26 protein-coding genes and 1 pseudogene are annotated in these 25,299 nt (G+C 60.6%); 20 read left to right on the top strand and 7 right to left on the bottom strand.

Annotated features, from left to right (window positions below):
- Positions 1–180: 180 nt before the first annotated feature.
- The 5 genes from gshB to rsmI form a co-directional block, all read right to left on the bottom strand.
- Positions 181–1,128: a glutathione synthase gene (gene gshB, locus ACIQJ2_RS22880; RefSeq protein ID WP_400673376.1), complete on the bottom strand. Its 948-nt coding sequence runs from the start codon at positions 1,126–1,128 to the stop codon at positions 181–183.
- Between the two features lie 110 nt (positions 1,129–1,238).
- A complete protein-coding gene (locus ACIQJ2_RS22875; RefSeq protein ID WP_400673378.1) occupies positions 1,239–1,748 on the bottom strand; it encodes a cupin domain-containing protein in 510 nt (169 codons plus the stop codon).
- Positions 1,749–1,847: 99 nt separating this feature from the next.
- A complete protein-coding gene (locus tag ACIQJ2_RS22870; RefSeq protein ID WP_400673380.1) occupies positions 1,848–2,843 on the bottom strand; it encodes an endonuclease/exonuclease/phosphatase family protein in 996 nt (331 codons plus the stop codon).
- A gap of 102 nt (positions 2,844–2,945) precedes the next feature.
- Positions 2,946–3,326: a YraN family protein gene (locus ACIQJ2_RS22865; protein ID WP_400673382.1), complete on the bottom strand. Its 381-nt coding sequence runs from the start codon at positions 3,324–3,326 to the stop codon at positions 2,946–2,948.
- Positions 3,319–4,227, bottom strand: a complete 909-nt coding sequence (gene rsmI, locus ACIQJ2_RS22860; protein ID WP_400673385.1) for a 16S rRNA (cytidine(1402)-2'-O)-methyltransferase — start codon at positions 4,225–4,227, stop codon at positions 3,319–3,321. Before rsmI ends, ACIQJ2_RS22865 begins: the two co-directional genes overlap by 8 nt.
- A gap of 195 nt (positions 4,228–4,422) precedes the next feature.
- On the opposite strand from rsmI, the gene dnaN reads away from it, so the two are divergent.
- The 7 genes from dnaN (at position 4,423) to ACIQJ2_RS22825 (ending at position 9,502) form a co-directional block, all read left to right on the top strand.
- Complete coding sequence (dnaN, locus tag ACIQJ2_RS22855; protein WP_400673388.1) at positions 4,423–5,598, top strand: DNA polymerase III subunit beta; 1,176 nt, start codon at positions 4,423–4,425, stop codon at positions 5,596–5,598.
- Between the two features lie 163 nt (positions 5,599–5,761).
- Positions 5,762–6,355, top strand: a complete 594-nt coding sequence (gene pmtA, locus ACIQJ2_RS22850; protein ID WP_184706331.1) for a phospholipid N-methyltransferase PmtA — start codon at positions 5,762–5,764, stop codon at positions 6,353–6,355.
- 8 nt (positions 6,356–6,363) lie between these two features.
- On the top strand, positions 6,364–6,951 hold the full coding sequence (locus ACIQJ2_RS22845) for a histidine phosphatase family protein (RefSeq protein ID WP_400673392.1): 588 nt from the start codon (positions 6,364–6,366) through the stop codon (positions 6,949–6,951).
- 1 nt (position 6,952) lies between these two features.
- Positions 6,953–7,645: an orotidine-5'-phosphate decarboxylase gene (gene pyrF / locus ACIQJ2_RS22840; RefSeq protein ID WP_400673395.1), complete on the top strand. Its 693-nt coding sequence runs from the start codon at positions 6,953–6,955 to the stop codon at positions 7,643–7,645.
- A gap of 28 nt (positions 7,646–7,673) precedes the next feature.
- The gene (locus ACIQJ2_RS22835; RefSeq protein WP_199148776.1) at positions 7,674–7,961 is read left to right on the top strand and encodes a DUF1330 domain-containing protein; all 288 of its coding nucleotides are present in this window, start codon (positions 7,674–7,676) and stop codon (positions 7,959–7,961) included.
- Positions 7,962–8,072: 111 nt separating this feature from the next.
- Positions 8,073–9,053 (top strand): complex I NDUFA9 subunit family protein, encoded by a 981-nt coding sequence (locus ACIQJ2_RS22830; protein WP_400673399.1) that lies wholly within the window; start codon positions 8,073–8,075, stop codon positions 9,051–9,053.
- A 287-nt stretch (positions 9,054–9,340) separates the two neighbouring features.
- Positions 9,341–9,502 carry a hypothetical protein gene (locus ACIQJ2_RS22825; protein WP_199148774.1) on the top strand — a complete coding sequence of 54 codons (162 nt, stop codon included), beginning with the start codon at positions 9,341–9,343 and terminating at the stop codon, positions 9,500–9,502.
- A gap of 69 nt (positions 9,503–9,571) precedes the next feature.
- Here the strand turns inward: ACIQJ2_RS22825 and ACIQJ2_RS22820 are convergent, their stop codons facing one another.
- Positions 9,572–10,369 (bottom strand): undecaprenyl-diphosphate phosphatase, encoded by a 798-nt coding sequence (locus ACIQJ2_RS22820; RefSeq protein ID WP_400673402.1) that lies wholly within the window; start codon positions 10,367–10,369, stop codon positions 9,572–9,574.
- Positions 10,370–10,519: 150 nt separating this feature from the next.
- On the opposite strand from ACIQJ2_RS22820, the gene ACIQJ2_RS22815 reads away from it, so the two are divergent.
- From ACIQJ2_RS22815 to ACIQJ2_RS22755, 13 genes and pseudogenes are all read left to right on the top strand, one after another.
- Positions 10,520–11,212 carry a glutathione S-transferase family protein gene (locus ACIQJ2_RS22815; protein ID WP_199096493.1) on the top strand — a complete coding sequence of 231 codons (693 nt, stop codon included), beginning with the start codon at positions 10,520–10,522 and terminating at the stop codon, positions 11,210–11,212.
- Between the two features lie 114 nt (positions 11,213–11,326).
- Positions 11,327–12,484: a tRNA epoxyqueuosine(34) reductase QueG gene (gene queG, locus ACIQJ2_RS22810; protein WP_400673404.1), complete on the top strand. Its 1,158-nt coding sequence runs from the start codon at positions 11,327–11,329 to the stop codon at positions 12,482–12,484.
- Positions 12,484–13,356, top strand: coding sequence for an SDR family oxidoreductase (locus ACIQJ2_RS22805; protein WP_400673406.1), 873 nt, complete (start codon positions 12,484–12,486; stop codon positions 13,354–13,356). The genes queG and ACIQJ2_RS22805 overlap by 1 nt, the downstream gene beginning before the upstream one ends.
- A 397-nt stretch (positions 13,357–13,753) precedes the next feature.
- Positions 13,754–14,122 carry a septal ring lytic transglycosylase RlpA family protein gene (locus ACIQJ2_RS22800; protein ID WP_199148770.1) on the top strand — a complete coding sequence of 123 codons (369 nt, stop codon included), beginning with the start codon at positions 13,754–13,756 and terminating at the stop codon, positions 14,120–14,122.
- Between the two features lie 215 nt (positions 14,123–14,337).
- Positions 14,338–15,627 carry an RsmB/NOP family class I SAM-dependent RNA methyltransferase gene (locus tag ACIQJ2_RS22795; RefSeq protein WP_400673409.1) on the top strand — a complete coding sequence of 430 codons (1,290 nt, stop codon included), beginning with the start codon at positions 14,338–14,340 and terminating at the stop codon, positions 15,625–15,627.
- A gap of 467 nt (positions 15,628–16,094) precedes the next feature.
- On the top strand, positions 16,095–17,384 hold the full coding sequence (locus ACIQJ2_RS22790; protein ID WP_199148768.1) for an imelysin family protein: 1,290 nt from the start codon (positions 16,095–16,097) through the stop codon (positions 17,382–17,384).
- Between the two features lie 45 nt (positions 17,385–17,429).
- Positions 17,430–18,989, top strand: a complete 1,560-nt coding sequence (locus ACIQJ2_RS22785; RefSeq protein WP_400673411.1) for a di-heme oxidoredictase family protein — start codon at positions 17,430–17,432, stop codon at positions 18,987–18,989.
- On the top strand, positions 18,989–20,098 hold the full coding sequence (locus tag ACIQJ2_RS22780) for an imelysin family protein (RefSeq protein ID WP_400673414.1): 1,110 nt from the start codon (positions 18,989–18,991) through the stop codon (positions 20,096–20,098). The genes ACIQJ2_RS22785 and ACIQJ2_RS22780 overlap by 1 nt, the downstream gene beginning before the upstream one ends.
- Positions 20,099–20,103: 5 nt before the next feature.
- On the top strand, positions 20,104–21,192 hold the full coding sequence (locus ACIQJ2_RS22775) for a DUF1513 domain-containing protein (protein ID WP_400673417.1): 1,089 nt from the start codon (positions 20,104–20,106) through the stop codon (positions 21,190–21,192).
- A gap of 222 nt (positions 21,193–21,414) precedes the next feature.
- Positions 21,415–21,864, top strand: coding sequence for a PaaI family thioesterase (locus tag ACIQJ2_RS22770; RefSeq protein ID WP_199096303.1), 450 nt, complete (start codon positions 21,415–21,417; stop codon positions 21,862–21,864).
- Entirely contained in the window at positions 21,861–22,502 is a 642-nt protein-coding gene (locus tag ACIQJ2_RS22765; protein ID WP_400673420.1) for a 5'-methylthioadenosine/S-adenosylhomocysteine nucleosidase, read from the top strand. Before ACIQJ2_RS22770 ends, ACIQJ2_RS22765 begins: the two co-directional genes overlap by 4 nt.
- Before the next feature lie 162 nt (positions 22,503–22,664).
- Complete coding sequence (gene guaA / locus ACIQJ2_RS22760) at positions 22,665–24,227, top strand: glutamine-hydrolyzing GMP synthase (protein ID WP_400673423.1); 1,563 nt, start codon at positions 22,665–22,667, stop codon at positions 24,225–24,227.
- A gap of 316 nt (positions 24,228–24,543) precedes the next feature.
- Positions 24,544–25,059, top strand: a pseudogene (locus tag ACIQJ2_RS22755) (tyrosine-type recombinase/integrase); the annotation flags it as partial.
- A gap of 36 nt (positions 25,060–25,095) precedes the next feature.
- Here the strand turns inward: ACIQJ2_RS22755 and ACIQJ2_RS22750 are convergent.
- A partial coding sequence (locus tag ACIQJ2_RS22750; RefSeq protein ID WP_400746603.1) for a hypothetical protein occupies positions 25,096–25,299 on the bottom strand: 204 nt, incomplete at its 5' end.

Here is a 25,299-nt window from a genome sequence, read left to right as displayed (position 1 = left end):
CCCCTGTCGCCGGCCTCACTTGCCGCTACCTGCCCCGATCAGCAAACTATGGGTTGCAATCTGGCACAGGACAAGGAATGAAACAAGAACAATAAATGAACGAATGCATCATAAAATCGGCCGGCGACTACGCGCCGGCTGCTCAGGTCATGGGCTGAAATCAGTGGACGGATATGGCGCTCAGGCCCGCTTGGATTCGATTGCATCCCAAAGCAGGCTAGCGATATCGGCGCCGCCGAAGCGCTTGACTTCGCGGATGCCGGTGGGCGACGTCACGTTGATCTCGGTCATGTAGTCACCGATGACGTCGATGCCAACAAGCAGGAAGCCGCGTTCCTTTAGCGCCGGGCCGATGCGGGCGCAGATTTCCTGTTCGCGCGCCGTAAGCTCCGTGGCTTCGGCACGGCCGCCGACATGCATGTTGGAGCGGGCATCGTGTTCTGCCGGCACGCGGTTGATCGCGCCGACCGGCTCGCCGTCGACGAGGATGATGCGCTTGTCGCCCTTGCGCACGTCAGGCAGATATTGCTGGGCGATGAAGGGCTCGCGGAAGAGCTGGCCAAACATTTCGAGCAGAGACGAGAGATTGCGGTCGTCGCGCGTCGAGTGGAAAACGCCGGCGCCGCCGTTGCCATAGAGCGGCTTCAGGATGATGTCGCCCATCTCCTCGCGGAAGCGGCGGATTTCGCCGGCATCCCGGGTGATCAGCGTCTTCGGCATGAGATCGGCAAATTCGGTGACGAAGATCTTTTCCGGCGAATTGCGCACCCAGGCCGGATCATTGACGACGAGGGTCTTCGGGTGGATGCGCTCAAGCAGATGCGTCGAGGTGATATAGGCCATGTCGAAGGGCGGGTCCTGGCGCAGCAGCACCACGTCCATGGTGGAGAGATCGACACGCTCCGGCTCACCGAGCTCGAAGTGATCGCCCTTGACGTCGCGCAGGATCATCGGCTCGACTGATGCATAGACCTTGCCGTCGCGCATGCTGAGGCGCTCGGGCGTGTAATGGAAGAGCTTGTAGCCGCGGTTCTGCGCCTCGAGGCTCATGGCGAAGGTCGAATCGCCCGCAATATTGATGCTCCGGACATGGTCCATCTGGACCGCAACATTCTTGATACCAGCCATAGTCAGCCCTCGCTCGAATTTGCGGACAGATGTAGGCCGGCCCGTCCGCAAACGCAACGGCTATTCAAGGACTTCGATCAAGGCACTTTTTGCCTCAAGGTCGGCCGCCGTCAGGCGGCAAGGCCCTGGCTCTGCGCGCCGCCCTGCCGGACGAGGTTGCGCAGGCGATAAGCCACGGTCAAAGGCTTCGGGAACGGCTTGCGGCAGAAAGCCACCTTGCGCAGGTAGCGGTCGATACGCCACGTCGCCCAAGTGCCACCGGCGAAATAAGCGACGTCACCGGCGCTCAGCGTGCGCTCGACACCATCTTCCGTGGTGATATGCACCTCGCCTTCGAGGATCATCACCGTTTCGTCCCAGCCGAAAAACCAGCGGAACTCGCCCGCCGTGCAATCCCAAAGGGCGGTGACAGCGGCGTCATCCCGCCCGCGCGAATGCTCGGCGATGCGGGCGACCGGGTTGCCCGACAGGACCCAGGACCGCTCGATCGGCGATGGTTTCATTTCCATTTCGCCGCTCGCACCAGCCACGAAGCTCTTCGTTTGCGGCATCGTGACAACGACCGGCACGGCACGCGCAGCAAAGGCCGCCATGCTCGCCAACATCAGTTTCAAGACCATACAATCCCCCAAAGATTCCATGCGCGTCCAAGATGTCATCGCATGGAAGGGGTAACGGCACGGTTCATGAAATATGGCGCATTTTAACGATTGTAACAATCAGGCAGAGAAACCCTCGATTGTGCAGACGACGACGTCGTGATCGGACAATGGCTTGCCCTCGTCGTTGAGAGAGGAAACAAGATGGCTCTCGCCGATCTTCAGGCCGCGGGTGATGAACCAGTCGAGCTTCATGGCGCGGTCCGGAAAGCGCGTGATCAGGCTCGGGCGCGTACTCGTCTGATCAAGCGGGCCGCCGTGGCATTGGAAGCCGCGGCCCTCGGCCATGGCAAACAGCGTATCGGTCGAATAATCGCCGCCGGTGTGGTTGCCTGTGTTGAGGTCGCCGCCGATCAGGATCGGCAGGCCGGGCGCGAAACTTTCGACCGCATCCATCAACGCCGCCATCTGCCGCTCGCGATAGGCAGCGGTCGCGACGCTCTCCAGATGAACCGAAACAGCAACGAGGGGACCGGCCTCGGTCTCGACGATGGCGCCGACGGCGCAGCGATCGCCGATGCGCGGCTGTTCATTGCTGTCGTTGAACCAGACGGCTTCGCCCGGCAGACGGATCATGAACGCATTCTTCAGGGCCACGGAGGCCATCAGTGCATTGCCGTGAAAGCCCTTCTCGTTGAAATCGTCACGGCAGTAGGAACGCTCGATTTCCGAACCGAGGCTGAGTTCGAGAAATTCGACGCCATACGCATAGTTCATGCCGAGTTCGCTGGCGATGACGGCTGTCGGGTCACGCTGCTCGGTGCGGGCCATGCCTTCGTCCATTTCCGACAACAGCACCAGCGGCGCGCCCGTGGCCCGCAGCTTGACGGCGCTTTCCTCGGGAAACAGGCAACGCTCGAGATTCCAGGCAGCGACCGCAAAAGGAAAGGACAAGGCTCCCACCTTGGCTTCCTGCCCACCGATACGCACCGTATTCAAGCAGGCAAGCGATGCGAGCTTTTCGGCGTGAACGGCCGGGGTCTTTTCGAGCGAAACGAAACTCTCGCGCTCCTCCTGCGAGGGAGCGGTGAAGGCGGAAACGGTGTTGCGGATCATGATGGGGCCTGTCGAAATGAAATGAGGAGCGCAGAGGGAGAAATCACTGGCGCTGGTCGCCCGGCAATAGGCTGATTTTGTGACGGTCCTGTTACGCCTCGCTCAAAACGCATCCGGAAAATGCTGCGGCCAGCGGCCGGGCAACATCGCAACGATGTCATAGCGTTGCGAAAGACGGGCAAAGTCCGGCTGGCGCGCAAGCCAGAGATCGCTCGCAGCGCGGATGCGCCTTTGCGAGGAGAAGGAAACGGCGTCGATCGCCTCCTGTGCGCTGCGCCGCGACTTGACCTCGACGAAGACGGCAAGATCGCCCTTGCGAGCGATGATATCGATTTCACCAAGCTTGGTGCGGTGCCGGATCGCCAGGATGCGATAACCCTTGAGCATCAGGAAGGCTGCGGCGAGATATTCCGCGACATGGCCGCGTCGCCACGCCTTTTGTCGTTTCAGTCTTTCGCCTGCCTCGGGCTTCGTATCAGCCATGGCGCTCCTTCATGTCGAGCAGGCGCTGGTAAAGCTCCTTGCGCGGCAGACCGGTGAGGCGCGCGGCTTCGGCGGCGGCCTTTGCCGTCGGCATCGTCCCCGAGAGGTCGGTAAGGATGGCGTCGATATCGGCTTCAGCCGGGGCGCTTTCCGCCGGTGGGCCGACGAGCCAGACGATTTCGCCCTTCACATTGTCGACTGTTTCATAGAATGCGGCGAGCTCGGATAGCGTGCCGCGCCGGAATTCCTCGAACGTCTTCGTCAACTCGCGGCAGACGGCGCCTGCGCGCTCTGCACCCAGCACATCGGCAGCGGCGGCAAGGGTTGCGGCGATACGATGCGGTGATTCAAAGAAGATGAGCGTTGCAGGCACGCCGGCAAGTTCGGCCAACCGATCACGCCGACCCTTATCCTTGGCGGGCAGGAAGCCGGCGAAGAAGAAGGCATCGTTGGGCAGGCCGGAGCCGACGAGGGCTGCGAGCGGTGCCGAGGCGCCGGGAATGGGAACGACCTTGTATCCCGCCTCGATCGCCTGCACCGCCAACCGATAGCCGGGATCGGAGACCAGCGGCGTGCCGGCATCCGACACCAGCGCCACCGAACGGCCAGCCTCCAGCGCCTGAAGCAGCCGCGGACCCGCCTCATCGGCATTGTGCTCGTGATAGGCATAGGGCTTGTTCTGGATGCCGTAACGATCGAGCAGGACACGAGTGACGCGCGTATCCTCGCAGGCGAGAACGTCGGCACCGGCCAGCGTCTCAAGTGCTCTTAGCGTGATATCGCCGAGATTGCCGATCGGCGTGGCTACGAGATAGAGCGCCGGCTCAAGCGGACGGGCCGGAATCTGGTTGTTGTGCAGGCGGAAACTGCGCGTTCCGCCGCTGGGTTGCTCTTCGTTCATGCCGATCCTGAATTCGCTTGGGATAAGCAGCCTTTATGGGCGAGCCGCGCACGGACGGCAAGAGCGGTGCAATTCCTGTGGAGCATTGTCGACGAAATGTCGAATTGGCCCTTGGCAATTGATCCATGCCTCTTGCATTCGCATGGAGAAGTCTGCCAAGTTGCCTGTCCAATCTTTCGGGCCTCGTCCGAAAACATGTCGCTCGGGCGCCTCGGGCTGCCCGGCAAGTCACGGTCGAAAGCGGTAGCATCCATGCGTATTACAATTGAGCGGTCAAACCTCCTGAAGTCGCTGAACCACGTGCATCGCGTGGTCGAGCGTCGCAATACGATCCCGATCCTGTCCAACGTCCTGCTGAAAGCCGAAGGCGCGAGCCTCGACATGAAGGCAACCGACCTCGATCTGGAAATCACCGAGGCGACGCCGGCCAACGTTGAGCAGGCCGGTGCCACCACGGTTCCCGCACATCTGCTCTACGACATCGTGCGCAAGCTGTCCGACGGCTCGGAAGTGCTGCTTGCCACCAATGCAGACGGCAGCTCGATGACGGTTGCCTCGGGCCGCTCCAAGTTTTCGCTGCAATGCCTGCCGGAATCCGATTTCCCGGATCTGACCGCCGGCAGCTTCAGCCATTCCTTCAAACTGAAGGCGGCTGATCTGAAGATGCTGATCGACCGCACGCAGTTTGCGATCTCCACCGAAGAAACCCGCTACTACCTGAACGGCATCTTCTTCCACACGATCGAAAGCGATGGCGATCTGAAGCTTCGCGCCGTTGCCACCGACGGCCATCGCCTCGCCCGCGCCGATGTCAGCGCTCCCTCGGGCTCGGAAGGCATGCCCGGCATCATCATTCCGCGCAAGACGGTCGGTGAGTTGCAGAAGCTGGTGGACTCTCCGGATGCGATCGTTACCGTCGAGGTTTCAGACGCCAAGATCCGCCTGACGATCGGTTCCATCGTCATGACCTCGAAGCTGATCGACGGCACCTTCCCCGATTACCAGCGCGTCATACCCACAAATAACGACAAGGAAATGCGCGTCGATTGCCAGAGCTTCGCCCAGGCCGTCGACCGCGTCTCGACGATCTCGTCCGAGCGTGGCCGCGCCGTCAAGCTGGCGCTCTCCGACGGCCAGTTGCTGCTCACCGTCAACAACCCGGATTCGGGAAGTGCGACGGAAGAAGTTGCGGTCGGCTACGAGATGGATGCGATGGAAATCGGCTTCAATGCCAAGTACCTGCTCGACATCACCGCTCAACTTTCGGGTGATTCAGCCGTGTTCCTGCTGGCGGACGCCGGCTCTCCGACGCTCATTCGCGACACGGCTGGCGACGATGCGCTCTATGTCCTGATGCCGATGCGCGTATAAAACGAAACCAAAGCGCCCTTTCATGCGTTTCTTCAACGCGAGGGCGCTTTTATTTGGTCCTTTTCGGATTGCGACATTTTCTCTTGTTATTGCGTCATCGCATTGCAAGATTTTAGATAAGCGGTATGTAAGTCGCGACCGTAACATCTAGTGGGGGGAGAGCATGGCGCTGCGTCTCAAGGAACGGCTTGGCAAGAAATTCGACGAGGAAATCCGTTTCTTCAAGGGCATGATGCAAGGGCCGAAAACCGTCGGTTCGATTGCGCCGACGTCGTCGATCACTGCCCGCAAGATGGCGAGCGTCATCAACACCCAGTCCGGCCTGCCGGTGCTGGAACTCGGACCGGGCACAGGAGCGATCACCAAGGCGATCCTCGGACGCGGCGTCGAGCCGAAGAACCTGGTCGCCATCGAATATTCGACCGACTTCTACAATCATCTCGTCAAACTCTATCCCGGTGTCCATTTCATCAATGGCGATGCCTTCGATCTCGACAAGACGCTTGGCGTGCTGCGCGGCCAGACCTTCGATTCCGTCGTCTCGGGCATTCCACTCCTCAATTTCCCGATGAAGGCGCGTGTGGCGCTGCTCGAAAGCCTGCTGGATCGCATGCCCGCGGGCCGTCCCTTCGTGCAGATTTCCTATGGGCCGGTGTCGCCGATCATCGCCAAACCCGATCGCTACCACATCCGCCATTTCGACTTCATCGTGCGAAACATTCCTCCGGCCCAGCTCTGGGTCTATAGCCGCGGCTGAGACAGTCCATGCACGCTCTTTATATTACGCACCCGCAGGTGCGCATCGATCCCGACGTTCCTGTGCCGGAATGGGGACTTTCCGAGATCGGAGCGGCAAGGGCGAGAGCGGCGGCAATTCATCCCTGGGCCTATAAACTTGGGCTGATCGTCTCCAGCGCCGAACGCAAGGCGATAGAAACTGCCGAAATTCTGGCAGCGACGAGCGGTGCGCCCGTCGAGATCATCGAGGCGATGCACGAGAACAACCGCAACGCCACCGGGTTCCTGGCACCTCCCGAATTCGAGAGGGCGGCAGACTGGTTCTTTGCCCATCCGCATGAGAGCTTCAAGGGTTGGGAGCGCGCCATCGATGCGCAAGCGAGGATCGTTTCCAATGTGGACGCCGTTCTGGCACGGCACGATCCTAAAGTGCCGATCGCCTTTGTCGGTCACGGCGGCGTCGGTACGCTGCTGAAATGCCATCTCGAGGGAAAGCCGATCGCGCGACAGGGCGACCAGCCGCCGGGTGGCGGCAATCTTTTCTGTTTCGATCTTGCGAAGCGCGCCGTCTCATGCGACTGGACACCCATTGAAGACTGGATTGGATGGGCTTGATATGACCGCACGCGACCGCTTGATCGTTGGACTGGATGTTCCAAACCTTCAGGAGGCCGAGAAAGTGGTCGGCGCCCTCGGCGACGATATCCTCTACTACAAGATCGGCTATCAGCTCGCCTTTGCCGGCGGCCTGGAATTCGCCCGCGATCTTGCCGCTGACGGCAAGAAGATCTTTCTCGACATGAAGCTGCTCGACATCGACAACACGGTCGCCTCCGGCGTCGAGAACATCGTCAAGATGGGGATGTCGATGCTGACGCTGCACGCCTATCCGAAGGCGATGAAGGCGGCCGTCGAGGCGGCCAAGGGTTCGGACCTCTGCCTGCTCGGCGTCACGGTGCTCACCTCGATGGACGAACAGGATCTGATCTCCGCCGGTTATGAATATGATCCGCATACGCTGGTGCTGCGCCGTGCCGAGCAGGCCCATCTCGCCGGTATGGGCGGTATCGTCTGTTCGGCGGAAGAATCTGCCGCGGTCCGCAAGATCATCGGCCCCGACATGGCGCTCGTGACACCCGGCATTCGGCCTGATGGCAGCGACAAGGGCGACCAGAAGCGTGTCATGACGCCGGCTGCGGCCATCAAGGCAGGCTCGAGCCATCTCGTTGTCGCCCGGCCGATCGTCAAGGCTGCCGATCCGAAGGAGGCCGCTCGCGCGATCCTCGCCGAGATCGGCGCCGCAATCTGAAAATACGCCAGCAAGCAGGGAGGAACATATGCCAAAAGGATATTGGATCGCACGCGTGGATGTGCGCGACCCCGAGCACTACAAGGATTACGTCGCCGCCGCGAAGCCCGCCTTCGAAAAATACGGCGCAAACTTCCTGGCGCGCGGCGGCGCTTTCACGCCGCTTGAGGGACCTGCACGCGGCCGCAACGTCGTAATCGAATTTCCATCGCTCCAGCATGCCGTCGATTGCTACAACTCGCCGGAATACCAGATTGCCGCCAAAATCCGCCAGCAGGTGGCCGATGCGGAAATGGTGGTCGTCGAAGGGGTTTAACCCCTTCGAAACGCGACGCTGCAACGCAGCGCGATTGCACTTCACCTCGGCGCTCGGATCGGCTAAGACGAAACCATATAAGCCCACTCAAAGCCTTTCGAGGAGCCTGCCATGACCCTGTCCAACCTCCCGCCGCTCGTTACCGTGTTCGGAGGATCAGGCTTCATCGGACGGCACGTCGTGCGTGCGCTTGCCAAGCGCGGGTATCGCATCCGTGTTGCCGTGCGCCGTCCCGATCTTGCGGGTTTCCTGGTGCCGCTCGGCAATCTCGGCCAGATTTCGATCGTTCAGGCCAATGTGCGCTACCGCAACTCCATCGACCGTGCCGTCGAAGGCGCGCAGCATGTCGTCAACTGCGTCGGCATCCTGGCTGAAAGCGGCCGCAACACCTTTGACGCCGTACAGGAATTCGGTGCCAAGGCCATCGCCGAGGCTGCTCGCGGCGTCGGCGCTTCGCTGACGCATATTTCGGCGCTCGGCGCGGATGCCAAGTCACCGTCCGCCTACGCCCGCACCAAGGCTCGCGCAGAAACGGCCATCCTGTCGATCAAGCCTGACGTCGTGATCCTGCGCCCATCGATCGTTTTCGGACCGGAAGACGAGTTCTTCAACAAGTTTGCCGACATGTCGCGCACGGCCCCCTTCCTGCCGTTGATCGGCGGCGGCAAGACGAAGTTCCAGCCCGTCTACGTCGAAGATATCGCTGAAGCCGTTGCCCGCAGCGTCGACGGCAAGCTGAAGGCCGGCACGACCTACGAACTTGGCGGCCCGGAAGTCCTGTCCTTCCGCGAATGTCTCGAGACCACGCTTTCGGTGATCAGCCGGAAGAAGGCGCTCGTTTCCATCCCCTTCGGCCTCGCCTCGCTGATCGGCTCGATCGCGTCGCTGATCCCGCTGGTCAAGCCGCCGATCACTTCCGACCAGGTCACGCTGCTGAAGAGCGACAATGTCGTTTCCAAGCAGGCGGAAGCCGAGGGACGGACGCTGAAGGGCATCGGCCTGCTGCCGACGCTGCTCGTCTCCGTGCTGCCGTCCTATCTCGTGCGCTATCGCCCGCAGGGTCAGTTCACCGGCTCGGGCAAAGCAGCCTAACGATTCGCAATTTCCGTCGCATCCAAGCGCCGCCCGGCTTTGCCGTGCGGCGTTTTTTATTGTCGAAAACGGCCGAACTGGGTGCCTTAGGTCTCGTTGAAGCCTCGCGATACACAGCTTAGCGTTGCCTAAAAGACGCACTGCGGAAATAGTGGCATTAACGTCAAATTTAATATGAACATTTATTGCTATTGCTCACTTCACTGACTAACAAGGCCGCGCGTCGCGAGCTTGCATAACGAACCGATCGTGGCGCGCTTCACACTTCTGCGGAAAGGCATTTTTCGATGGGCAAGTCTATCGCGCTTCTGTTTGCGTGCGCGGCACTGGTGATTCTCGCAGGCTCTTTCGTCGCCCGCGGCAGTATCGCCTCGGTGAAGGGCGAATGCGCGCCGACCTACGGCGTCGACCCCTGCACCACGGGCTCTATCAACGCCTCCTCAAATTAATAGGCATGAAAAAGGCCGGTTCTCACCGGCCTTAATTGTTTCCACGATCGCCATGACGGACCGTTTGCTTCAGCCGAAGTAAAGTCCGATCAAGCCGACGGTGCCGACGGCAATACGCCACCATGCGAAGGGAGCGTAGCCGCGACGGGAAACGAAATCGAGCAAGGCTCGCACGACGAACAGCGCCGAGATAAAGGCGGTGACGAAGCCGATGACGATCAGCAGGCCCTGGTCCATGCTCAGATCATGCCGGCTCTTCCACAGATCCAGTGCAAAGGCGCCTGCCATTGTGGGCATGGCGAGGAAGAATGAGAATTCTGCGGCCGAACGCTTGTCGGCGCCGAGCAACAGCGCACCGACGATGGTGGAGCCGGAGCGCGATGTCCCCGGAATCATCGCCAGGCACTGGAAGAAGCCGATCTTGACCGCCATCGGCCAGGAAAACTCGTAGGCGCTGGTGTATTTCGGCTTGAACTTGATCCTGTCGACGCCAAGCAGAACGAAGCCGCCAAGGATCAGCGAAATACAGACGACCTTCGGCGAATCGAACAGCACGGTCTTGATGAAATCATGGGCGAGAGCGCCGATCACCGCCGCCGGCAGGAAGCCGAACAGGACGGCCAGAACGAAATGGCGGGCCTTGACGCTGACGGGGAGCGCCTTGGCGATCTGAACGAGCCGGTTGAAATAGACGAGCAGGATGGCGAGAATCGCACCGAGCTGGATGAGAACGTCGAAAGTGGCAGCTTCTTCGAAGCCGAGAAAATGTCCGAGCAATATCAAATGTCCGGTGGAGGAGACCGGAATGAACTCCGTAAGTCCCTCCACAAGACCCAAAACCAACGCGATAATAATTTGTTCAGCCATATCGTGTCCTTTGTCAAACGGCAGGGCGGCCCGATTCGCTTGTGCAAACTAGGCCAAGCTCCTATAGCTTCAACCCATGACACATGACTAGGGCCGCGAGATCGCGACCCGAAAAACTCCGTAGCACCAATCAGAAACACCCGAGTAGCAATGCCGACGCTTTATCATCACCCAATGTCATCTTCATCTCGGTTCGTCCGGCTGATCCTGACCGAATATGGTTATCAGACGGAGCTGATCGACGAGCAGATTTGGGAAAAGCGCCGCGACTTCCTGGCGCTCAACCCTGCGGGAACGTTGCCCGTCTACGTCGATGACAGCATGAGAGCGCTCTGTGGCGCCTCCGTCATTTCGGAGTATCTGGACGAGACGCATGGCGTGCTGAAGCGCGACCGCCGCCTTCTGGCCGAAGATCCCTTCCAGCGCGCCGAGATTCGCCGGCTGACGGAATGGTTCATGCAGAAGATGGAGCAGGACGTCACGCGGCCGCTGACGCGCGAACGCGTCTTCAAGCTGCAGATGACCGCCGAACAGGGCGGCGGCGCGCCCGATTCCAAGGTTATGCGGATGGCGCGCGGCAATATCCGCCAGCATATGAAATATCTGTCCTGGCTCGCCGGCTCCCGGCAGTGGCTCGCTGGTGATCGGCTGAGTTATGCCGATCTTGCGGCCGCCGCCTCGATTTCCGTGCTGGATTATCTCGGAGAGATCGACTGGACGGAATCACCGATCGCCAAGGAATGGTATCAGCGGCTGAAGTCGCGCCCGTCCTTCCGGCCGATCCTGGCGGAACGCGTGCGTGGCGTCACTCCGGTTTCTCATTACGCCGATCTGGATTTCTAGAGCCTTTTCGTTTTGAGCGGAGTCGCGAAAATGCTCTGTCTCTTGGTTTTCACGCAATTCCGGATGCAAAACCGCCGCGAGCTTTTGCTGGAATTGCTCTAGCGAGGGCTTGTCATGCCCGTGGATCGTGAAGCGGAAAAAGCCGGAAAGCGGCGAAGCGCGCTGACCGCCTTCCTGCGCGAGGAAGCGCGGGCGCAAGGTTTCGATCTTTGCCGCATCACGCGACCGGATGCCATTCCCGAGGCGGCGGTCAGGCTCGGAGAGTTTCTGGACAAAGGCCATCACGGGACGATGGGCTGGATGGAGGAAACGCGTGACCGGCGGGCCGATCCTCGTGTCCTCTGGAGCGAGACACGCTCCATCGCAGTCTTTGGCCTCAACTATGGTCCCGACGAAGATCCACGCGGCATTCTGGAGAAGCCCGACAAGGCCGCCATTTCCGTTTACGCCCGCAATCGCGATTATCACGATGTCATCAAAGGACGGCTGAAGGAAATCGCGACCCGCTTTGCCGCGAAGTCGAAAGAAGATGTCAAAGTCTTCGTCGATACGGCACCCGTGATGGAAAAGCCGCTCGCCGGTGCTGCCGGCCTCGGCTGGCAGGGCAAGCATACCAATCTCGTCAGCCGCGCTTTCGGATCATGGTTGTTCCTCGGCTCGATGTTCACCACGGCCGATCTCGAGCCGGACCAGCCTGAAGTCGATCATTGCGGCTCCTGTCGCGCCTGTCTCGACGCCTGTCCGACTGCGGCCTTTCCTGCCCCCTACCAGCTCGATGCGCGCCGCTGCATCTCCTATCTCACCATAGAACATAAAGGACCGATCGATCCGGCGCTTCGGCCGATGATCGGCAACCGCATCTACGGCTGCGACGACTGTCTTGCCGCCTGCCCATGGAACAAGTTTGCAAGTTCTGCCTCGGAGATGAAGCTGGTCGCGCGCGAGGACCTGAAGGAGCCATCGATCGCCTTTCTGCTTGATCTGGACGACCCGACCTTCCGTACATTCTTCAGCGGCTCGCCGGTCAAGCGTATCGGCCGGGACCGGTTTATCCGCAATGTCCTCATCGCCGCCGGCAATTCCGGTGAACGGTCCCTCATAGAGAAATGCCGCGAACTGGCTGGCGATGCCTCGCCTGTCGTGCGGGGAATGGCAGTCTGGGCATTGTCGAGGTTGATGACGACTGGCGAGTTTCAGGTATTTGCGGCACAAAGGCATGACGAAGCGGACGAAGAGGTTCGCGCGGAGTGGAAACTGGCAGGGGTAGTATAATGCATGTGATTATTTTCGGCTGCGGCTATTCCGGGACCGCCATCGCCAAAGCTTTCGCCGGACACGGCGTTCGCATCACCGGCACGACCCGCTCCGCCGAGAAGGCCGCATTGCTGGCCAAGCAAGGCATCGAAGCCTTCGTCTTCGATGGCGAGACGCTCGACCCCGCTCTGGCCGAGGCGATGCAATCGGCAACGCATCTGGTGCAATCGATCGCGCCGGGGAAATCGGGCGATCCGCTGCTGCGGTTGGCGCAATTGAATCTCAAGGCGCTGATGCCGAAGCTGGAATGGGTCTGCTATCTCTCGACGGTCGGCGTCTATGGCGACCACAAGGGCGCCTGGATCAGCGAGCAAACCTCGTTACATCCGATCGCCGATCGCTCCGTCGAGCGTGTCGAGGCAGAAGACGGCTGGCTACGCGTCGGCGTCAGGCTTGATCTGCCCGTCTCCGTTCTCAGGCTTTCCGGTATCTATGGCCCGGGCCGCAACGCCTTCTGCAATCTGGAAAGAGGCACGGCCCGGCGGCTGATCAAGGCGAACCAGGTTTTCAATCGCATCCGCGTCGAGGATATCGGCGCCTGCGCCCGCTTCCTGTCCGATCGCAAGCTCGGCGGCATATATAATGTCACCGACGACGAACCGGCGCCGCCACAGGACGTGGTTGCCGAAGCTGCCCGTCTAATGGGCATCGAACCGCCGCCGGAGCAGCCCTTCGAAACGGCTGAACTGAGCCCGATGGCACGCTCCTTCTACGGTGAGAACAAGCGTGTTTCGAATGCGAAATTGCGCGCGCTGGGCTTTGCATTTCGCTACCCAGAGTATCACATGTCCCTTGCGGAACTGTGGTCTTCCGGACGCTGGCAGGGTTGAAAAACCGTCTTCACGCATCAGTGAATTCGCATGAAAATTCCTACTTGGCCGGCTACCCTAGTTCAATTTTCCCCGCATTTGTGGTTAACGACCTCTAAATTGGCACAAGTGCGGCAGCAATTGTGGCGAAGCCGCAAAATTATTTTTCCGAAATTTGTGATCCCGTGCATTGCGGCATGCCCGTCGGAAAAATCATTCCAATTTTAACTGATTCCATTAGGTTTTTTCCATAACCGAGCAAATCCGCTGAATAGTCACAATATTTGCTGTGATTCACAAATGTTACAGTCTGTAATATTCCGTGATCACTGGCGGCACTTTTTCGCCATTTTTGGCCGGATTTAAGCCCCACCGCCTACCCAGGGCGCAAGTTCAATAGCTTGAGGGAAAAAACGGTTTGAAGAAAATCGCACGTTCTTTGGCAATCGCCGCAACTATATCCGCCTCCTTTGCTGTCGTTTCGACTCCGGCATTTGCATCCGCTGGCTGCGGGGGCGCTTCATGGTACGGAGGAAGCTCCAAGACTGCTTCCGGGGAACGTATGAGTTCCAGAAATCTTACTGCCGCCCACCGTTCGCTTGCCTTCGGCACGCGCCTCAGGGTCACCAACAAGCATAACGGCCGCAGCGTCGTCGTTCGCATCAACGACCGCGGGCCTTTCATTCGCGGACGTGTTCTCGATCTCTCCCGCGCCGCCGCTCAGGACATCGGCATGGTCTCTTCCGGCACCGCCAAGGTCTGCTACGAGGTTGTCGCCTCGAAGTAATCGTCGATCAGGGTTGGAAGCGTAAGGCATTTCGGCACGACGCTTGCTCTCTCCGCCAATCGCGGCTACCACGCGGTTGCGACGTTTCAATAATCTGCCGCCATGTACGGCATTCGTGCGGATTGATGAGACGTCAGCGATATTTTGGCGGCGCATTCCGTTTCCCGATAAGCTCCGCTGAGTTTCGGGATCATGCGCAAGCAGGAGAAGAGTGAATGCGTCTGGGCGGCCGATTGCAGGGGGCCATCGAAGTTCTTGCCGATATAGAAGCGCGCAAGCGACCGGTGGCCGACGCCCTGAAGGATTGGGGCCTTGCCCATCGCTTCGCCGGCTCCGGCGACAGGGCCGCGATCGGCAACATCGTTTACGACGCCTTGCGCATGCGGTTATCCCATGCCTGGCTGATGGGAGACGACAGCCCTTCGGCGCTTGCCCATGCCGTGCTCTTTCGCCAGTGGGGCCTGACGCCGGACGCGCTTGCCGCAGAACTCGATGGCGACAAGTTCGCTCCCGAGGCGCCAGGCGCCGAGGCTCTGGCCGGCTTTGTCACTCGCAAGCTCGAGGACGCGCCCCGGCACATCCAGGGCGACATCCCCGAATGGGTCGAAGCCTCATTCCAGCGCGCTTTCGGCGACAGCTGGCTTTCCGAGGCACAGGCTCTTTCAGAGCGCCCCACGCTCGACCTTCGCGCCAACGCGCTGAAGGCGGACCGCACCAAGGTGGTGAAGGCGCTGGAGCGCGCAGGCGCACAAGCATCCAAAATCGCTCGTTTCGGCATCCGCATTCCAGCCGGCGAAGGCGCATCCCGTCTTCCTAACGTGACAGCCGAGCTTTCGTTCCAGAAAGGCTGGTTCGAGGTGCAGGACGAAGGCTCTCAGATCGTGGCCGATCTCGTTCTGCCCGAAGAGGGCGACCAGGTGCTCGACTATTGCGCCGGCGGCGGCGGCAAGACGTTGGCCATGTCGGCTGCCATGCACAACAAAGGTCAGGTGCACGCCTATGACAGCGATCGCCGGCGGCTGGCACCGATCATCGAGCGGCTGAAGCGTGCCGGAACCCGCAACGTCCAGGTCCATGACGAGCGCAATGGCCTGCTGGCGCTGCGCTGCAGGTTCGACAAGGTTCTCGTCGACGCACCTTGCACCGGCACCGGCACCTGGCGCCGGCGGCCGGATACGAAATGGCGGCTGACGCAGAAAAATCTCGACGAGCGGACCAGCCAGCAGCAAGAGGCTCTCGCACAGGCTGGCGAATTCGTCCGCCCCGGCGGCTCACTTCTTTACGTCACCTGCTCGGTATTGCCGGAGGAGAACGAGGCTCAAGTCACTCGCTTCGCCAGCCAGAACCCCGATTTTGAAATCGTGGAAACCCTGAGCGCCTGGGAAAAGCTGTTCGGCAAGGATACGCCAAGGCCGCTTTCTTCGGACGGCAAGACCATTACGCTGACGCCCGCCTCCACCGACACGGACGGCTTCTTTTTCTGCCGGTTGCAGCGGAAGGCCTGAGCCGCCCTGATCCGGGCCAGCAGCCATGCGGCCGTTTTGCAAGGATCGCCAGGAAACATTCCGGACCGTCAAACGGCGGCTCCGGCAGCGACAGATTGAAGATGCATTACCGGTAATTTCTCAGCTCGATGCGAGCGAGAATGGCGTTTCGCATTCCAGGGCGCGTGGCGATCTCTCAGACTCAGCTCCTGTGCTTCCGCTCTTTGATTTTACGCAGGTCGAGCCGCAAGACCGGGCACCCTTTTGCGCAGGGTGATCTTTACGGCTCAACGGAAATGCAATTGCCGGCTTTTTCAACGTTCCCCATACAATCTTCCGGGAAAAATCCGCCGCGTTTACAACGCCGGAGCCGATGAATTATTGCCTTAAAACAATTCTAAACTAGAGCGTTTGACACAAGTTTATTTTTCATACATGACACAAAATGCCAAGTTTCGACGGTGCCCCCGCCGTCACAGGAGAGGAACATGAAGGTGAAAATCAATTTTGGCGCCGCGCTTGCGGTCGCTGTTGCCATGACTGCCGCATCCGGCCTTCCCGCCCGCGCCGCCACTCCCGAGCCGGCGGCCGTTCTCAAGCATTATACGGACCTGGCACACGCCAAGTATCAAGACTCGCTGACGACGGCGCAGGCGCTCGACAAGGCGATCGACGCCCTGCTTGCCAATCCTAGCGACAAGACGCTGAAGGCGGCGCGTGCGGCCTGGGTCAAGGCTCGCGTTCCCTACGCTCAGACAGAAGTCTACCGCTTCGGCAATCCGATCGTCGACGATTGGGAAGGCAAGGTGAACTCCTGGCCGCTCGATGAAGGCCTGATCGACTATGTCGACGCCTCCTACGGCACCGAAAGCGACGAGAATGCGCTCTACGTCGCCAACGTCATCGCCAACAAGACAATCAAGATCAACGGCAAGGATGTCGACGCTTCGCATCTGACGCCGGAATTCCTGTCGGGCACGCTGCATCAGGCCGGCGGTGTCGAAGCCAACGTCGCGACGGGCTATCACGCCATCGAATTCCTGCTCTGGGGCCAGGATCTGCACGGCACCGGACCGGGCGCCGGCGAGCGCCCCGCCACCGACTACGATTTGAAGAATTGCACGCACGGCAATTGCGACCGCCGCGCCGAATATCTGCGCTCCGCGTCGACGCTGCTCGTTGCCGATCTCAAGGATATGGCGGAGAAATGGGCGCCTGATGGTGAAGCCACCAAGCATGTCCAAGCCGATCCGAAGGCCGGCCTGACCACCATCCTGACCGGCATGGGCTCGCTCTCCTACGGCGAACTTGCCGGCGAGCGCATGAAGCTCGGCCTGCTGCTCCACGATCCGGAAGAAGAGCAGGATTGCTTCTCCGACAACACCTACAACGAGCACAATGGCGACGCCATCGGCATCGCGTCTGCCTATAACGGCAATTACACGCGCGTCGACGGCACCAAGATGAAGGGTCCTTCGCTGCACGACCTCGTCAAGGCCAAGGATCCGGCGCTCGACAAGGAGATGGAAGGCAAGCTCAACGCCACGCTCGATGCCATGAAGGCGCTGGTTCATCGCGGCGAGACGGTCGAGAAGTACGACCAGATGATCGGCGAAGGCAATAAGGAAGGCAACGCCACCGTACAGAAGGCGATCGACGGCCTGCTCGACCAGACGAAGAGCATCCAGCGCGTTATCGCCGCTCTCGACCTCGGCGCGATCAAGCTCGAAGGCTCGGCCAGCCTGGACGATCCGAACGCTGTCTTCAAAAAGAAGTAATGAGGGAGGTGGCAGCGCGACAAGGCGCTGCCACCCTCGACACCCATGATGAATATCCAGGCCAATCGCGCCCTCCTGCCCGCCTTTGCTGCGGGTTTTTTGGTTTTTTCCATCACTCTGGCCGCAGCGGGCATCCTCGACTTCCCGGCGACGCGAACCGACCTTTCTCCTGACCAATTGGAGCGGGTGCGCGACGTGACCCGCGCGACCACGGATTTTTCCAAGGCCGAGCAGTATGAGGCGATGCAAGGCGGCGCACTGACGTCGATCGATCCCGTCACCCGCGATATCTTCTCGCAGCCTTCTGCCAATCTCAGCCTGGAACAGGGCCAGGATTTCCATCTCGGCAATTCCCTCTTTCGCAAGCTCTGGGTCTCCGCTCCATCCTCCACGCAGGCGTCCGACGGGCTCGGGCCTCTGTTCAACGCGCGCTCGTGCCAGAGCTGCCATCTTCGCGACGGGCGAGGACATGGGCTCGAAAAGACGGGAACGGATGCCACATCCCTGGTGTTGAGGCTGGCGCGACCGGCGGCAACTCCCGAGGAAGAACAGGCGACAAAAGATTTCCGGGCGCTCAATTTTCCGGATTCCACCTATGGCGCTCAATTGCAGGATCTCGCCGTGCCCGGCCTTTCAGCCGAAGGCAAGCTGACGGTCGCCTATAGCGAAGAAACCGTGACGCTTGCCGGCGGCGAGACAGTAACGCTGCGCAAACCGCACTACGGCGTATCCGATCTTGCCTATGGGCCGATGGATCCGACGACGACACTCTCGCCCCGCATCGCGCAGCCGATGATTGGTCTCGGTCTGATAGAGGCCATTCCAGATGCAGACATCCTCGCCAATGCCGACCCGGACGACAAGAACGGTGACGGCATTCATGGCAAGGCCGCCATCGTTCGCGATCATCGCACGGGTGCGATCGCACTCGGCCGCTTCGGCTGGAAGGCACAGAATGCTTCGGTGCGCGACCAGGCGGCCGACGCCTTTTCCGTCGATATCGGCATTTCGACGCCGGACCGCCCGAACCCCTATGGCGATTGCACGGCCAAGGAGCCGCGATGCCTTGCCATGCCGAACGGCGTGCAGAAGCGCCTGGGCGATACGGAGGCGCCGGATCCGGTTCTGCCTCTCGTGACCTTCTACTCCGAAAATCTCGCTGTGCCCGCTCGCCGCAAGGCAAGCTTTCCGGATGTCCTGCACGGCAAGGAGATGTTTTATCGCTCCGGCTGCGCTTCCTGCCACATGCCGAAATTCGTGACCCGCGACGGTATTAAGGGCAGTGACGGCAAGGATTCCCCGCAGGCCTTCCAGCTGATCTGGCCCTATTCCGATTTCCTGCTGCACGACATGGGCGAAGGCCTCTCCGATGGGCAGCCGGTGGGCGTGGCATCCGGTCGCGATTGGCGCACCCCGCCGCTCTGGGGTATAGGCCTGACCCAAACGGTAAGCGGACGGCAGGCCTATCTGCATGACGGCCGCGCCCACACATTGACCGAAGCCATCCTCTGGCACGGAGGAGAGGCGGAAAAAGCCCGCAACGCATTCGCCGGTCTTTCGAAGGACGATCGGCAAGCCCTCATCAACTTTCTGGAGTCTCTCTGATGCGCCACTGGAAACGTCTTGCCGCCAGCCTTCTCCTCACCGTTGCCGCCTTGCCTGCCCATGCCGAGGACGCGACGACCACGGGTGCCGGCCTGAACGAGGCGGCGGTGCCAGCAACCCTGCAGAAGGCGGTCGACGACGTCATTCGTCCCGGCTACCGCGCCATGCATGACTCTGCCTCGAAACTGACCTTGGCTATGAAGGCGCTTTGCACCGACCCCAGCGCCACGACGCTTTCAAGCGCCAAGTCGGCCTTCGGCGATACGGTGAAGAGCTGGTCGCGTATCGAGATCGTCGACACCGGCCCGATCATCGAAAAGAACCGCTTCGAGCACATCCTGTTCTATCCCGACCGAAAAGGCGTCGGCCTCAAGCAGGTGCAGGCGTTGATCGCCAAGGCGGACGAACAGGACACGACGGTCGAGGCCGTCGCAGGCAAGAGCGTGGCGCTAATGAGCATGACGGCGCTGGAATATGTGCTCGATGGCAATGGCTCGGATGTGCTTTCCACCGAAAAACAGAATTTCCGTTGCCGCTATGGTGCCGCCGTTGCCGGCAACATCGAAAAGACAGCCAAGGAGATCGCCGACGAATGGGATGCGCCTGATGGCGTGCAGAAATCCTGGAAGTTTCCCGGCAAATCCAGCAATGACTTCATGGACAACAAGGAGGCTGTTACGGCGCTGCTCGGCATTCTCGTGCATGGTGCTGCCAGTGTTCGCGACCAGCGCCTGGAAACCTTCTACAAGGGCGATGCTGCCGCAGCGCGCCCGAAAATGGCGATCTACTGGCGCTCGGCCAACACCTGGACCTCGTTTGCCGGCAATATCGAAGGCTTGAGGACGCTCTGGGAAAAAGCCGACATGGCGAGCCTGCTGCCGGCGGACAAGCGTGATGTCGCCGGCAAGATCGACAATCTGCTGAACGAACTGGCGAAAACGGCAACCACGATCAATCCGGATATCGAAGCAGCCATCGGCAACGACGGCGAACGCGCCAAGATCGACAAGCTGCTTGCCGTCAGCCGCGATCTCGCGACCAGCTTCAGCGACGAGTATGGCGGCGCGATCGGACTTTCGGCGGGCTTCTCCTTCGCAGATGGAGACTAAGCGCCATGCGCAGCGGCCTCATCGACCGCAGAGCCTTCGTTAGAGGCGCAGGCCTAACCTTCCTTGCCGCGCTCAAGCCCAGTGCCTTGATGGCGCTGGAGCGGGCCGACGCGGTCTACGCCTCGGGTATCCGGGCCGCCGACGGCTCCTTTGCCGTGGCGACAGTAACCGAGCAAGGCCGCATCGTCGATCAGGTCGCCCTTCCCGCTCGCGCGCACGGCATGGCCTTCTCAAAGGCGACAGGCAAGGCGGTCGCTTTCGCCCGTCGGCCGGGCACCTATGCCATGATCTTCGATCCATGGAACAAGGCCGAGCCCATCGTCATCTCAGCCAAAGAGGGTCGGCATTTCTACGGGCACGGCACGTTTTCGCCCGACGGCAGGCTGCTCTATGCCAGCGAGAACGACTTTGACAACAATCGCGGCATTATCGGGCTCTACGACAGCAGCAACCGCTTCGCCCGCATCGGTGAATATGAAACCTATGGCGTCGGCCCGCACGACATGACCGTCTCGGACGACGGCCGATTCCTGATCGTCGCCAATGGTGGCATCGAGACGCATCCCGATTTCGGCCGTACCAAGCTCAACCGCGACCGTATGCAACCGTCGCTGACGCTGATCGACGCCGTCAGTGGCCATCTGATCGAAAAACACACGCTGCCGCCGCAATATGCCCAGGTCTCGACCCGCCACGTCGATATCGATGCCAGCGGCCGGGTCTGGTTTGCGTGCCAGTATGAAGGCCACCGCAACGACTTGCCGCCGCTTGTCGGCCATTTCGCCAGAGGCGAGGATCTGACCTTCGTCACACTGCCCGACGACACGACCCGGGCGCTTGGCAACTATGTTGGCGCCATCGCCGTCAATCGGGCCGAAGACCTCGTCGGCGTGACATCGCCGGTCGAGGGAACCGCTGTGACGCTCGATGCGATAACAGGCAAGGTGCTGAAGGTGGAAAGCGTGCGTGATGCGGCGGGCATAGCGCCGGCACAGCATGGCTTTGCCATCTCCTCCTATGATGGGGACTTCCTGCGGGAACACAGCGATGTCGCCTGGGATCAGCATATCGTGCGGATCAAGCGGCGAGCCTAGACGAGATCGTCGTTGCTGCATTCCTTAAATCGGAATCGATTTGAGGAATTATGCAGCAGACTTGAAATGCTATAGCGACCTTTGCGCGTCATATATGGCGCACGGCGCTGTGGTGCTGGATGAGACGCAGCAGCGGCGCTCAAAAGGTTTTCCTTTCGCGATAGATGTCCCTTGTCCAAACGGCTGCTCCATGCCAATTTCGCACCCGCGAAAGGGGACGGCATGACAGGGGCAGACAGCAGCGACTTTCGGACGCGCATCCGGACGAGCTTCGACCGGCAGGCGGCGATGGCAACGATCGGCGCGGAACTCACGCGCGTCGAGCACGGTACGGTCGAGATCGAGTTGCCGTTCGATGTGAAGCTGACGCAGCAGCACGGAATACTGCACGCGGGCATCATCGCCGCCGCGCTGGATTCGGCCTGTGGCTTTGCCGCCTATAGCGTTATCGATCCCTCCGCATCGATCCTGACGATCGAATTCAAGATCAATCTCATGTCTCCAGGGCGCGGCGAGCGCTTCCTGTTTCGAGGCGATGTCACCAAGCCCGGCACAACGATCATCGTTGCCGACGGCCGAGGTTATGCAATCGGCGACGGGCCGGCCAAGCTGATTGCCTCGATGACGGGAACGATGATGGTCATCCGGGGCAGAGAGGGTATCAACGGATGAAATTCGAATTGAAGCGCGTCTCGGGCAAATCGATCCTGTTCGTGATGGCGGCCGAGGCGGAATACGGGCCTTTCCTGCGCTCGCGCATCGATCCGCTGATGACGGGCGTCGGCCCGGTCGAAGCGGCGATCGCGCTCACCCGCACCTTCGCCCAGCTTGAGGCCCAGGACGACCTTCCCGATCTGGTGGTTTCGCTCGGCTCGGCCGGCTCCGCCCGGTTGGAGCAGACGGAAGTCTATCAGGTCACCTCGGTTTCCTATCGCGACATGGATGCTTCGCCGCTCGGTTTCGAAAAGGGTCGCACGCCCTTCCTCGACCTGCCGGCGACGATCGAATTGTCGCTGCGTATCCCCGCCATCGCCGAGGGCAGCCTGTCGACGGGCGCCAACATCGTCTCGGGCACGGACGCCTATGAGCGCATCGGCACCGACATGGTGGATATGGAAACCTTCGCGGTACTGCGTGCCTGCCAGGCTTACGACCGGCCACTGATCGGGCTGCGCGGCATTTCCGACGGCCAGGTCGAACTGCAGCGTATTTCCGACTGGACCGAATATCTGCACGTGATCGACCGCAAACTGTCCTACGCGGTCGACGGTCTGTTTACCGCGCTGGAAGACGGCGTATTCTGGTTCTGATAGACTGAAAACCATCAGCGCAATTCCAGGAAAAGTGTGGAGCGGTTTTCCGTCTGGAATTGCGTAAAAAGACACGGAATGTAGGACAATCGGGACAATAAAATCGGCTCCGGCTCGATTTGCCCGATTGCCAGGGAAAGCGCTTTTCATTAAAGGCTCGCCATGACCCAGACAGCACATCCAGACACCGTTCTCATCGTCGATTTTGGCAGCCAGGTTACGCAGCTCATCGCACGACGCGTGCGCGAAGCCGGCGTCTACTGCGAAATCGTCCCCTTCCAATCCGCCGAAGCCGGCTTCAAGCGGCTGCAGCCCAAGGCCGTGATCCTTTCCGGCAGCCCGGCCTCGACCGTGGACGAAGGCTCGCCGCGAGCGCCGCAGATCATCTTCGACAGCGGCATCCCGGTCTTCGGCATCTGCTACGGCCAGCAGACCATGTGCATGCAGCTCGGCGGCAAGGTCGAGAGCGGCCATCACCGCGAATTCGGCCGCGCCTTCCTCGAAGTCGACAAGGATTGCGCTCTTTTCGAAGGTCTGTGGTCGAACGGCTCGCGCCACCAGGTTTGGATGAGCCACGGCGACCGCGTCACCGCGCTGCCCGAGGGCTTTGAAGTGGTCGCCACCTCGTCGAATGCGCCTTACGCCTTCATCGCCGACGAGAAGCGTAGATATTACGGCGTGCAGTTCCATCCGGAAGTCGTCCATACGCCCGATGGCGCCAAGCTGATCGGCAACTTCATCCATAACATTGCCGGCATCAAGGGCGACTGGTCGATGTCGGCCTATCGCGCCAAGGCGGTGCAGGCGATCCGCGATCAGGTGGGCGACAAGCGCGTGATTTGCGCGCTCTCAGGCGGCGTCGATTCCTCCGTTGCTGCGTTGCTGATCCACGAAGCGGTCGGCGACCAGCTGACCTGCATCCTCGTCGACCACGGCCTGATGCGCAAGGACGAGGCGGCAAACGTCGTCGCCATGTTCCGCGAGCACTACAATCTGCATCTGCTGCATGTCGATGCTTCCGAGCGCTTCATCGGCGAGCTTGAGGGTGTTTCCGACCCCGAGACAAAGCGCAAGATCATCGGCCGGCTCTTCATCGAGACCTTCGAGGAAGAGGCCAAGAAGCTCGGCGGCGCCGATTTCCTCGGTCAGGGCACGCTCTATCCCGATGTCATCGAAAGCGTTTCCTTCACCGGCGGCCCCTCGGTCACCATCAAGTCGCACCACAATGTCGGCGGCCTGCCCGAACGCATGAAGATGCAGCTCGTCGAGCCGTTGCGCGAACTCTTCAAGGATGAAGTGCGCGCACTCGGCAAGGAGCTCGGCCTGCCCGACAGCTTCATCGGCCGCCATCCCTTCCCAGGCCCTGGCCTCGCCATCCGCTGCCCGGGCGGCATCACCCGCGAGAAGCTGGAAATCCTGCGCGAAGCCGATGCCATCTATCTCGACGAAATCCGCAAGGCCGGTCTCTACGATGCCATCTGGCAGGCCTTCGCCGTGCTGCTTCCGGTTCAGACCGTCGGCGTCATGGGCGATGGCCGCACCTACGAATTCGTCTGCGCACTGCGCGCCGTGACCTCTGTCGACGGCATGACCGCGGATTTCTATCATTACGACATGGAATTCCTCGGCCGCGCCGCGACCCGCATCATCAACGAAGTCCGCGGCATCAACCGCGTGGTCTACGACGTCACGTCGAAGCCACCCGGCACGATCGAGTGGGAATGATTCGGGGCTACCCAAACGCCGCCGATAACCGCCGACTTCTCTCTGTAACGCACTGAAAATAAAGCATTTTCCTTCCGTCATCTTTCGCCGTCAATCGCTGGGAAAGCCTCATGATCGACGGCGGAGCTGACGGTATGGGGCGTCTTGTGACATCGCAGATTTGCATATACCGTCATGGCTTAGAGAGCTTCTGACGGTATTTTTTTGACCTTATTCTGTTGAGAATAAAGGATAATTCGCCATCAGGATTGGTTGATTTTGCCTGACGGTATTTTTAGTGGCTCTCTGGCGTTTTTGAACGATTTAGGAGGGTCCGATGCTCACCGATGCGGCAATCAAGGCACTGAAACCAAAGGATAAATTATACAAGGTCTCCGACCGTGACGGTATGTATGTCGTCGTAAACCCGTCGGGCGCCGTCGTGTTCCGCTATGACTACCGTATGCACGGTCGACGCGAGACGTTGACCCTCGGCCGATACGGGCCGGCGGGCCTCTCTCTGGCCCGTGCGCGGGAGAAGCTGATCGACGCGCAGCGTTCGATTCAGGCAGGGCGGTCGCCCGCCCAGGAGAAGCAGCGCGAGAAGCGCCGCATCAAGGAGGCAAAGAGCTTCGGCGAGTTTGGCGAACGCTGGCTGCAAGAACACCGGATGGCTGAAAGCACCCGCGCGATGCGCCGCTCGATCTACGAGCGTGACATCCTGCCGACGTTCCGCAATCGGCTGCTGACGGAAATCAGGCCGGAAGATCTCCGGGCGATGTGCGACAAGGTGAAGAAGCGGGGAGCGCCTGCCACGGCGGTCCATGTCCGTGACATCGTGAAGCTGGTCTTCGTGCGTAGCGGCAAATTAGGTGAGATTCAGCGTCAATCAGGATGAGACTCGCGCCGGGGTGTGACGGAGTGAGGGCGTAGCCCGATCGTAGTCATATCCCGGCGCGGCGCAGATTTTCGGCGTCTCATGATCGCGGTCGGTCCGATACATTTGCGGTTTTCTGGATTGGAGAACCAGTTTGTGCCGGGTCGCCATGTAACCGATCATCAGATGAGACTCTTCATGAAGTACCGACAAACG

It is taken from the genome of Rhizobium sp. NPDC092011, from assembly GCF_044756305.1.
In the GTDB taxonomy this organism is placed as follows: domain Bacteria; phylum Pseudomonadota; class Alphaproteobacteria; order Rhizobiales; family Rhizobiaceae; genus Rhizobium.
The sequence above is the reverse complement of the archived record's forward strand: the minus strand, read 5'-3'. Positions and strand labels throughout refer to the sequence as shown.